Source organism: Microseira wollei NIES-4236, assembly GCF_020521235.1.
Taxonomy (GTDB): domain Bacteria; phylum Cyanobacteriota; class Cyanobacteriia; order Cyanobacteriales; family Aerosakkonemataceae; genus Microseira; species Microseira wollei.
The window spans coordinates 1-10,105 of sequence record NZ_BLAY01000253.1; the positions used below are offsets into that span (position 1 = coordinate 1).

Here is a 10,105-nt window from a genome sequence, read left to right on the forward strand (position 1 = left end):
TTTTGGCTGCCGTGTCCCTACCGGATTTGGCGATCTATGGGTGAGGATTTTTTCTGATGCGATCGCACGTACATCAAACATCTTGTCGGGGCGGGTTTATATAAATTGTTTGTTCGAGTTCAAATCCCTTGGTGAAACCCGCCCCTACATTTTTACCAATTACCAATTACCCAATTTGGCTTGGCGACTAATGACTGATGATTTTTTCATATGCGCGCGCGATATCTTGCCCTCTTTATCATCGCCTGTAGGGACAAGGCAATCAACAGATCAAGGCTGTGACAAATAGATTTTGGCTGCCGTGTCCCTACCGGATTTGGCGATCTATGGGTGAGGATTTTTTCTGATGCGATCGCACGTACATCAAACATCTTGTCGGGGCGGGTTTATATAAATTGTTTGTTCGAGTTCAAATCCTTTGGTGAAACCCGCCCCTACATTTACACCAATTACCCATTACCAATTACCCATTACCCATTACCAATTACCAATTACCAATTACCAATTACCGATTACCCATTACCTCTTTTGCGCCACAATATGAAAAATATGCCAATGCTTCGGTTCCTGCAATGCTGTTTTTCCGTCTTCTTCTTCCACTTTAAACATTTCAATTTCAAATGGTTCTAATAACTTTTCTGCTTGTTCTATGGTATGATGGGTGTGGGTGGGAATACTTGCCCAATCGTCTCTATCCCCAAATAATTGACCGCAAAAACGACCCCCCGGACCCAGGCTTTGGACGATTTTATCCCACAATTCGGGAAAATATTCGGGGGGACAAAAGGGCAGAGTAAAGCTAGCATTAATTAAATCGGTTTGGGGCCAAGTCGCTGCTTGAAATTTTGCGACTTTTGTGGCTAAATTATCCGTATTTTGCAAATCTTCTCGCCCTAGCATCCGGTCAAATGCTTCTGGATTGCCATCAATGGCTAAAACTCGCCAACCTCGTCTGAGTAGTTCCACGGTATCGCGACCTTCGCCGCATCCCAAATCAACCGCGAACCCTGGTGTCTCGAAGCGTTCCAATGCGGCTAAAAGCGTAGGACGGGGGGGTCTACCTGAGACAGCTTGGTAGTATTGAGGCCATTTGCTTTCAAAATCCTGGGATGGAGACTGTTCTGGCATGACGAGAACTGGAATGTGTTTCGCCACCTGAGTGTAACAAAGCCTGCGGGGGACTAAAGTCTGAGGGAATACAAACCCGCAGGTGGAAAAGGGGTTTGGGGATGCGATTCGCTCTATTCAAAATGGCTGAAACCAAGCTGGTGAAGGGATTTGAACCCATGACCGCCCGCTTACAAGGCGGGTGCTCTACCACTGAGCTACACCAGCAACTATAGACACTATAGCAAAGTTTGGTACGCTGCGATCGCTATGACGCCAAATTTTACCTACTCCAGCTTGGACGCATACAACTCGCGCCGCCAATCTCTGCCTTTGCCCTTATTTCGTGCCTTGTACGTGGGCGTCAGCGAGTGACAATTAGGACATAAGAGGCGAAGATTATCTGGCGAGTTGTTCTGCCAATTGCCATCAATATGGTCTACCTCAACCGGAATCTTGCCCGTATGAGGATTGACTTTGCACCATCCGCAAAGCGAACACTTCTCGCCATCTCTCTCAATTAAATATCTCCGCACGTATTTGGAGATGTTGCCATATTTGAGACTGACGCCGTTTTCTTGTCCGGATAGCCAAGACACTACGTAAACTTTATATTTATGTTCGTGCTGGCATTTGTTATCGCAGTACTTATCTACCGCTCTTTTTGTGTCTCTACCGCAGTTGAGGCATTGCAATCTGGGTTTTTTCGGCATTGGCATCGGTACACCTCGATTTATGGAAAGTCTTGCCGAATGTTTGAGAAATCCTTTCGGGTCAAGGGAGTCGGCTAAATTTTTGATAACATCGAAGATCCCAAGGCTAAAAGACCCGTTTAAGTAAGTATGAGCAAAGGCACTCTGTTTGACAAAGTTTGGCATCTACACGCAGTTGGAACGCTTCCTTCAGGACAGACGCAACTGTTTATAGGACTGCATTTAATTCACGAAGTTACCAGTCCCCAAGCTTTTGCGATGTTACGGGAACGGGGTCTAAAGGTAATGTATCCAGAACGGACGATCGCTACGGTAGACCATATCGTCCCTACAGATAATCAGGCGCGTCCGTTTGTGGATGACCTGGCAGAGGAAATGATGCAGGCTCTCGAGCAGAGTTGTCAAGCAAATGGCATTACTTTTTACAATATTGGTTCTGGGAATCAGGGGATTGTCCATGTCATAGCACCAGAGTTGGGACTGACTCAACCAGGGATGACTATTGCTTGTGGAGATAGTCATACTTCTACTCATGGTGCATTTGGTGCGATCGCTTTTGGCATCGGTACCAGTCAAGTGCGCGATGTTCTCGCTTCCCAAACTCTCGCCCTCTCTAAATTAAAAGTCCGCAAAATAGAAGTCAACGGGACTCTAAAACCAGGTGTCTACGCCAAAGATGTTATCCTCCACATCATCCGCACTCTGGGAGTGAAAGGCGGCGTCGGATATGCCTACGAATTTGCAGGCACTACTTTCGAGCAAATGAGTATGGAAGAACGGATGACCGTTTGCAATATGGCAATCGAAGGCGGTGCGAGATGCGGTTACGTTAATCCGGATAGCGTTACTTACGAATATCTCAAAGGTAGGGATTTTGCACCCAAAGGTGAAGATTGGGATAAAGCTGTTGCTTGGTGGGAATCGATTAAGAGCGATCGCGATGCCGAGTACGATGATCTGGTAGTTTTCGACGCCGCTGACATTCCCCCGACGGTTACTTGGGGAATTACACCCGGTCAAGGAATTGGCGTCAATCAAGTCGTACCAACTCCGGAAGAACTGCCAGAAGAAGATAGATTCATCGCCCAAGAAGCTTACCAATACATGGATTTGGCTCCCGGTCAACCTATCTGTGGTACTAAAGTCGATGTTTGCTTTATCGGCAGTTGCACCAACGGAAGGATTAGCGATTTGCGAGAAGCTGCCAAAATTGCTCAAGGTCGTCACGTCGCCGCAGGAATCAAAGCTTTCGTCGTTCCAGGTTCGGAACGAGTGAAGCAGCAAGCAGAAGCGGAAGGATTAGACAAAATCTTCCAAGCAGCAGGTTTTGAATGGCGAGAACCGGGATGTTCCATGTGTCTGGCGATGAATCCCGATAAACTTCAAGGCAGGCAAATTAGCGCTTCTTCTTCTAACCGCAACTTTAAAGGACGGCAAGGTTCCGCCTCTGGTCGTACCTTATTGATGAGTCCGGCGATGGTTGCAGCAGCAGCAGTCAAAGGCGAAGTATCTGATGTGCGCGAGTTGTTGAATTAGGCATTTCTTGTTACCAGGATCTTGCCTGGTAACACAGGTACAGAGGCAGAGCCTCGTTTTTCACCGGAGGCAGAGCCTCAAGAATTGCGTTCCCAGGCTCTTGCCTGGGAACGAGAAAACGAGAAAAGTGGGCTGCTGCCTCGTTTATCGAGTCACCAGCGACCAATTAAGCCGAAACTCACCAGCTTGAAGACGTTGATTTAAGTCAATGAGAATATCTTCACTAGCGCTCACGCCTACTTCAAATACATACCGTTCAAATTCTCCAAGCTGGTTAAATAGCGGATACATATGCCTGATAATTTCCTCGCTGGCAGGGTTGTTCAGACGTGTAGTTGCCCGCAAAATAGTTTCCTCTAGCGGTAGGCGAAGCACAACGTAATTCACCGGACAGGTTAACGACTGAAATTCCTCCGCCAGTGTCGGCAGAAACCAAGGGCCAAAAATGCCATCCAGCACTACGTCATATTCACCAGTGACATAAGCAGCTGTGGCATTCGCTATCGCTCGCATCACTGTTGTATTCTGTTGATGTGCTTCTGGCAGAATTGGCGAGATCTTTTGAGCGATGTAATCATAAAAATCATCTGCATGTAAGTGAACCCCCTTGGGTAATCCCTGCGCCAGTCGAGTCGATAACGTTGTTTTTCCACTGCCAGGACACCCGGTAATAATCGTGATAGATGCCATAGCCGAGCCTGTTCAATATTCCTGAGTATTGCAACATTAAACGATTAATTGATTCCGAATCCACAATTCTTTTTCGAGGAGAACAAACAATGGTCAGCGAAGTTAAATCAGTTTCCGGACGCGGTATTCCCTTGGTGGGCGATGATATTGATACCGATCGGATTATTCCGGCTCGATTTTTGCGTTGCGTTACTTTTGATGGTTTGGGCGCACATGCTTTTGAAGATGACCGAAAAGCACTCAACGGCGAACATCCGTTTGACCGATCGCAGTTTCAAGGTGCGAAAATTTTGGTGGCAAATCGCAACTTTGGCTGCGGTTCGTCGCGGGAACACGCACCGCAAGCGATCGCAAAATGGGGCATTCAAGCTTTAATCGCTGAAAGTTTCGCCGAAATCTTTTTCGGCAATTGCGTCGCTATCGGTATTCCCTGCGTGACTGCCGATGCTGCAACTGTCAAGCAATTGCAAGAAATTTTAACATCCAATCCCCAAACACCGATGACGGTAAATTTGGAAACCATGCAAGTGCAATGCGGCGACTTTTCTGCCCCAATTGCCATGGGGGAAGGTGCTAAAAATATGTTCGTTTCTGGCACTTGGGATGCTTGCGGTCAGTTGTGCGATCGCGCCGACCAAATTCGCGCCACCGCTGCGAATCTGCCCTATATGAATTGGAGCAAATTACCTGCCTCTTAGGATAATTGGTCACAGTTTCTTACCTAAATTTTCCTTGGGGCAAAGTCAGTATTAAAAGTATTTCCTGCTACCTAGTACAGGTGCGCTCCGTAAAATTTCCTGGCAAAGAAACCGGGTTTCTAGGAAAGAAACCCGGTTGCTAATTTTATTTTTTCTTTAGAATTGACAAGAAAAAAGGAAGGTGATAAAGTCAAGCCAAAATTAATAGCAAACCTTCGATTTGGTAGGTTTTTAATCATGAACAAAAACACAAAAATACTGGTCGCTGAAGCGATCGGTACTTTCGTATTGGTGTTCGGCGGATGCGGAAGTGCAGTTTTAGCGGGCAAACAAATAGGCTTTTTGGGAGTCTCGTTTGCCTTTGGTTTATCTTTGCTGATCATGGCTTACACCATCGGGGAAATTTCCGGGTGTCATATTAATCCAGCGGTAACAATTGGGTTAGTCGTTGCCAAAAAAGTAGAGCCGCGTTTTGTGCCTTTTTACATAATTGGGCAGATTGTAGGCGGAATTATAGCGGGTGGCGTGTTGTATGTAATTGCTTCGGGAACGAAGGGCTTTGATATTACTAAAGGATTTGCTACCAATGGATTTGGGGAGCATTCTCCTGGAGGTTACGGTCTACTAGCAGCAGCAATTACCGAGATTGTATTAACCGCATTTTTGCTGTTTACGATCATGGGAACGACCCATCCAAAATTTCCAGCAGGTTTTGGAGGTCTTTCTATCGGTTTGATGCTGGTGTTGATCCATTTGGTGGGTATTCCTGTAACCAACACATCAGTTAATCCTGCCAGAAGCATCGGTGTGGCAGTATTTCAAGGTGGATGGGCTATAGGACAATTGTGGTTGTTTATTCTCGCTCCGATTGTCGGTGCTGTTTTGGGAGTGTACGCTTACAAATTAATTAAGCCCGACGAAAGAGCTAGGAGTTATCAGGAAGAAGTCCCAGCCTAGGTATGGAAATTCGCGACAATAAGTGTAGGGTGGGGGTTACCCACCCTATTAATGGGTTACCACTTTTTGTAGGGTAAGAATTTTCCAGACATGATGACTTTAACCCTGTCGCCCTTTGGATCTTCTTCCTTTTCCACATCCAAGGTAAAGTCGATCGCGCTCATAATTCCGTCGCCAAACTTGTCGTGAATCACTGCCTTCAGCGGCATTCCATAAACTTGCATAATCTCGTAAAATCGATAAATTAACGGGTCGGTTGGGACAACGGGTCCCAATCCTTTGAGGGGACATTCGGTTAATTCTTTAGCGAAAATAGGGGGAAGTCCTAACGCTTCGATGAGTTTATTGGCTTCGGATTCGTCAGCGCTTGCTTGACGGTAGATAACGGCGGCGATCCAAACTTCGTCGCGGCCTAAGATTTTTTCCAATTCGGCAAAGGAAATGTTCTTTTCTTTTTTTGCAGCTAACAGTTTCTGGGTAACTTCTGGAAGCATAAAAAACTCCGAAAATTGGGAATTGGGAATTGGGAATTGGGAATTGGTAATTGGCGCGGCATAAACAATTACCAATTACCTATTACCCATTACCCAAACAAAATATTAATGCGATCGCAAGAACTCTTCCACTTGCTCGGCGGTAGGTTGGGCGGCGATCGCACCTGGTTTCATTGCTATCATCGCCCCGACGGCACTAGCGTAAGCCACCATATGCCTAGCGGTTTGGGGATCGCTTAAGGCTTTGATTCCTTTGAGGCAAATTTGGTGGATAATTCCGGCGACAAAGCCATCCCCGGCGCCCGTGGTATCCTCAGCTTTGACGGGGAAAGCAGGTAATCTGCCTTCGTTTTCGTGGGCAAAGCAGAACGAACAACCTTTTTCGCCATCGGTGATCAAAACTCCTTCCAGGGAGTCGAACCGATCGGCGATCGCTTTCGGATCGTTAGTGCCAAATAGCCATTCGGCTTCTTCGAGGGAAAGCTTGACAAAATCAACGTGTTGAATTAAGTCCAGGATCGGCGCGGTGGCGGCGTTGGGAGCGGGCCAAAACATGGGACGCCAGTTTACATCCACCAAGATTTTAAGATGATACTGCTCTGCTAATTGAATAGCTTTAGTAATAGCTTGTCGCGTTTGGGGATAAGCGAGTTCGAGGGTACCGAGTACCAAAAATTCTGCGCGTTCAAATAGTTCTACCGGAAGTTGGTCAGCTTGCAGGAAGGCGTCGGCAAATTCTGTTGTATCGAGAGATCCGAATCCGGCGAAACTGCGATCGCCTGTAAGACTTCGCAAAACGTAAACTTGGCGCGTCGGGGCTTTTGGATGACGCCCAATCCCAGTGGTATCGACTCCTATTTCCTGTAGCAACTGTACAAGCGAGTTCCCCGCTTCATCCTGACCGACACAACCGATAAAGCCAGACGAGGTTCCCAATTTTACTAAAGCACAAGCTACATTCGCGGGCGCACCTCCCGGATAGGAAGTCCAGGACTCGACAGCGTCGAGGGGGCGACCTGGTTGATCTGCCAGACAGTCGAATAAAACTTCACCAAGGCAGAGAACACGGGCATTTGACACGGGTACGTTCCTTTTGTTGGATGTTAGGCAAACAGGGTGAACTACCCCACCCCATAGGGGGATGGAGCTTCTGTACTCATAGGCGAGTGCCAAAGATTGGACTTTCGTCCCAGCTTTGGTCTTACCTTGCCGACTACAGCAAAAGACGGCTGAACCTTCCGCCAAAAGCATTCTGATACCATAAGCTCTAATATTTATCGCTGCGTTTCCATCTCGATCGTGGTGAGTGCCACAATGAGGACAAGTCCACTTCCTCACCTCCAACGGCATTTCATCAAGTTGATAGAAACAATTAGAGCAAATTTTGGAACTGGGGAACCATCTATCAATTTCAACCAACTTTCCACCCTTGCGTTCTAACTTAGAGGCTAAAAAGTTGGTAAATGTTCCCCAGCCAGTATCATAGCACTGCGCGCTGGTATATTTACATAGAAATGATTGATTAAAAAACACTTCCAGGTGTTTTTTGTAAATCCGCGATATCGCAGCGCTACAGATATTGCTTTCGCCAAATTCTGATGGCGTACCATGCGCAATGACCATGAAGATTCTCTAGAACAGCAAGGCTTAGCTGACCAACTTATAACTCAGTTTATCTAGAAAATATTGCCGTGAATTGCTAACCCGTTCGTAGACTTTGGCGACAACTTTTCTAGATTTTTTTCTTGAATTACTCCCCTTCTGTTTACGTGCTAGTTTCTTCTGCTTGCGCAACTGATTGGCAGTCCAACGACTTTCCCCACGCTCACGCATCTTGACCGACTGTCCGACGGCTGCACACCCTCTATTGAGGACGACTTGAGCGGCTGCTACGTCTCGATCCGTTGTGTAGCCGCAATTTTCACATACATGAACGCGCTCTGATAGTTCTTTTTTACCCGTGTGAGTTCCTGACGGGGCTACGCTTGCTCGCGCGTTATTTTAGGGATATATCACCGCCAAGACAGAAGATAAAAGCCATCTCGTACAGTATTCTAAGGTTAGACTAGGTACATATACAGGTATAGGAATCGATATATGGCTGGTAACGTTTCAGAATCCCCTGCAACCCTTTCAGAAAGGGAACTGCAAATCATCGACCTAGTGGCGGCGGGCTTGACTAACCACGATATAGCGGAACAGCTAGAAATTAGCAAGCGCACCGTTGACAATCACATTAGCAACATTTTGACCAAGACCGGGACAGACAACCGGGTGGCGCTGGTGCGGTGGGCTTTGCAGTGGGGCAAAGTTTGTATTGATGAGGTCAACTGCTGTAGCCTGCCAACAACTCCGGTGACAAATCTCAAGAAGGATCAAGTCATGTCCTGATCGAATCCGGAACGGGAAAAGGCGATCGCTTGCAACAAGCACGCACCAAGCCTAACAGGAGAGAGCGGCTGACACCTTTGGGTCAGCCCTCAATTTTATCAACAAAAATTTGCCGCTACAGGACTGACGCAGGTCGATGCCATCACCAAAGTTTCGACCATGATCTCTAGTTTCCCAAGCAACGATTTTTCCAAGAAACCCGGTTTCTTTGCGTAAGTCCTGAGCTACTTCAGAGCATCCAGCGATACAGTTGAGAAAACGTATCGTGCCATCGCCTATCTTAGGATAAGTTGTGATATGACTACCTCTGCTTCCACTCAAACTCCTTTTGACTCGTTCCCCTGGGATTGGACGGCGCCTTACCCCACACAGGATGCCGATTTACTCAAACAACTGAACTTTATTCCAGGTTTAAAAGAAATTCTCATGTTACGGCAGGTTCATGCGCTCGAACACGCCACAGTTTGGGTGTTGAGCAACTCTGGCGCTGCTGAGTACAGCGCTGCTACGACTCGCGATAACGAGTTATTGGGGGGGATGTCTACCGAGCATGGATTCTACCTCTACGGACAAGTAAACGCAACCGATCTGCGGCGTGCTGTCCGGATGGCGTTGCAACGCATTACTAGCGGTGAATGGGATTTAGCCGTCCATCCCCGCTGCGGGACAAATTTATCCGTCTCGATGATGCTGACGTTTGGACTCGCATTGGGGATACATCTGCTTTTGCCACGGGGCCCAGTTGAGCAGATAATTGCTTTGGGCGTGGCGGCGATGGCAGCATCCCAAATCGCCCCCAATGCGGGTGCGATCGCCCAAAAATACCTGACGACCGCGATTCCGTTTAATCTAGCGCTCGCAGACATTACCTTCACTCGCGATGTCTGGGGGCGTCCAGCCCATTTCGTCCGCCTGCGGTGGGTAGAATAGCAACAAAACTTAAAACTTAAACCGCTCAGTACGTACCTGTGCGATAGTACGCTGTATAGCAATTCCGCAATCATTTGCAGATACATCTGGAAAGGGAAAACACACATGGCTATTCAACGTGGTTCTAAAGTGCGAGTTCTCCGCAAAGATTCCTACTGGTATCAAGATGTCGGCACGGTGGCTTCCATCGACACTAGCGGCATCAAGTACAACGTGATCGTTCGCTTTGAGAAAGTCAATTACACTGGCTTTAGCGGCAGCGCGAGTGGCGTCAACAGCAATAACTTTGCCACGAGCGAACTGGAAGAAGTTGAAGCACCCGCTCCAGCTAAGGCGAAGAAGTAGCCAGTAGGGGCACGGCATGACAAATTTTGAGGTCGTAAGCGCAGATTTTGGCAAGCCGTGCCCACGGCATGACAAATTTTGAGGTCGTAAGCGCAGATTTTGGCAAGCGGTGCCCAAGGCATGACAAATTTTGAGGTCGTAAGCGCAGATTTTGGCAAGCGGTGCCCAAGGCATGACAAATTTTGAGGTCGTAAGCGCAGATTTTGGCAAGCGGTGCCCAAGGCATGACAAATTTTGAGGTCGT

Annotated in this window: 13 protein-coding genes, 1 tRNA gene and 1 pseudogene; 7 read left to right on the forward strand and 8 right to left on the reverse strand. The window is 47.5% G+C overall.

What is annotated here, in order from left to right:
- Positions 1-289, forward strand: a 289-nt coding sequence (locus MiSe_RS44340) for a hypothetical protein (RefSeq protein ID WP_226592924.1), incomplete at its 5' end; no start/stop codon positions are given.
- A gap of 230 nt (positions 290-519) precedes the next feature.
- On the opposite strand, the gene MiSe_RS44345 is transcribed toward MiSe_RS44340, so the two are convergent.
- The 3 genes from MiSe_RS44345 to MiSe_RS44355 form a co-directional block, all read right to left on the reverse strand.
- Positions 520-1,128: a class I SAM-dependent methyltransferase gene (locus MiSe_RS44345; protein WP_226592926.1), complete on the reverse strand. Its 609-nt coding sequence runs from the start codon at positions 1,126-1,128 to the stop codon at positions 520-522.
- Between the two features lie 135 nt (positions 1,129-1,263).
- A tRNA-Thr gene (locus tag MiSe_RS44350) sits at positions 1,264-1,335 on the reverse strand.
- A gap of 59 nt (positions 1,336-1,394) precedes the next feature.
- A complete protein-coding gene (locus tag MiSe_RS44355; protein ID WP_226592928.1) occupies positions 1,395-1,985 on the reverse strand; it encodes an HNH endonuclease in 591 nt (196 codons plus the stop codon).
- Here MiSe_RS44355 and leuC point away from each other — a divergent pair.
- Entirely contained in the window at positions 1,950-3,356 is a 1,407-nt protein-coding gene (leuC, locus tag MiSe_RS44360; protein WP_226592930.1) for a 3-isopropylmalate dehydratase large subunit, read from the forward strand. The two genes, MiSe_RS44355 and leuC, sit on opposite strands and share 36 nt — an antisense overlap.
- A 144-nt stretch (positions 3,357-3,500) precedes the next feature.
- On the opposite strand, the gene MiSe_RS44365 is transcribed toward leuC, so the two are convergent.
- The gene (locus MiSe_RS44365; RefSeq protein ID WP_226592932.1) at positions 3,501-4,046 is read right to left on the reverse strand and encodes an AAA family ATPase; all 546 of its coding nucleotides are present in this window, start codon (positions 4,044-4,046) and stop codon (positions 3,501-3,503) included.
- A gap of 89 nt (positions 4,047-4,135) precedes the next feature.
- On the opposite strand from MiSe_RS44365, the gene leuD reads away from it, so the two are divergent.
- Both leuD and aqpZ read left to right on the forward strand, forming a co-directional pair.
- Positions 4,136-4,744 carry a 3-isopropylmalate dehydratase small subunit gene (gene leuD, locus MiSe_RS44370; RefSeq protein WP_226592935.1) on the forward strand — a complete coding sequence of 203 codons (609 nt, stop codon included), beginning with the start codon at positions 4,136-4,138 and terminating at the stop codon, positions 4,742-4,744.
- A 237-nt stretch (positions 4,745-4,981) separates the two neighbouring features.
- Positions 4,982-5,701 (forward strand): aquaporin Z, encoded by a 720-nt coding sequence (aqpZ, locus tag MiSe_RS44375; RefSeq protein WP_226592937.1) that lies wholly within the window; start codon positions 4,982-4,984, stop codon positions 5,699-5,701.
- Between the two features lie 56 nt (positions 5,702-5,757).
- On the opposite strand, the gene cynS is transcribed toward aqpZ, so the two are convergent.
- The 3 genes and pseudogenes from cynS to MiSe_RS54270 form a co-directional block, all read right to left on the reverse strand.
- A complete protein-coding gene (gene cynS / locus MiSe_RS44380; RefSeq protein ID WP_226592939.1) occupies positions 5,758-6,195 on the reverse strand; it encodes a cyanase in 438 nt (145 codons plus the stop codon).
- A gap of 105 nt (positions 6,196-6,300) precedes the next feature.
- Complete coding sequence (locus MiSe_RS44385) at positions 6,301-7,275, reverse strand: carbohydrate kinase family protein (protein WP_226592942.1); 975 nt, start codon at positions 7,273-7,275, stop codon at positions 6,301-6,303.
- A 41-nt stretch (positions 7,276-7,316) separates the two neighbouring features.
- A pseudogene (locus MiSe_RS54270) lies at positions 7,317-7,995 on the reverse strand (RNA-guided endonuclease InsQ/TnpB family protein); the annotation flags it as partial.
- A gap of 297 nt (positions 7,996-8,292) precedes the next feature.
- On the opposite strand from MiSe_RS54270, the gene pedR reads away from it, so the two are divergent.
- From pedR to MiSe_RS44415, 3 genes are all read left to right on the forward strand, one after another.
- Positions 8,293-8,586, forward strand: a complete 294-nt coding sequence (gene pedR / locus MiSe_RS44405; RefSeq protein WP_226592944.1) for a photosynthetic electron transport-dependent transcriptional regulator PedR — start codon at positions 8,293-8,295, stop codon at positions 8,584-8,586.
- Between the two features lie 297 nt (positions 8,587-8,883).
- Positions 8,884-9,516, forward strand: a complete 633-nt coding sequence (locus MiSe_RS44410; RefSeq protein ID WP_226592946.1) for a DUF6391 domain-containing protein — start codon at positions 8,884-8,886, stop codon at positions 9,514-9,516.
- Between the two features lie 105 nt (positions 9,517-9,621).
- On the forward strand, positions 9,622-9,861 hold the full coding sequence (locus MiSe_RS44415) for a photosystem I reaction center subunit IV (RefSeq protein ID WP_226592948.1): 240 nt from the start codon (positions 9,622-9,624) through the stop codon (positions 9,859-9,861).
- Here the strand turns inward: MiSe_RS44415 and MiSe_RS44420 are convergent.
- Positions 9,845-10,105: hypothetical protein (locus MiSe_RS44420; protein ID WP_226592950.1), on the reverse strand; the 261-nt coding region annotated here is incomplete at its 5' end. The genes MiSe_RS44415 and MiSe_RS44420 overlap by 17 nt on opposite strands.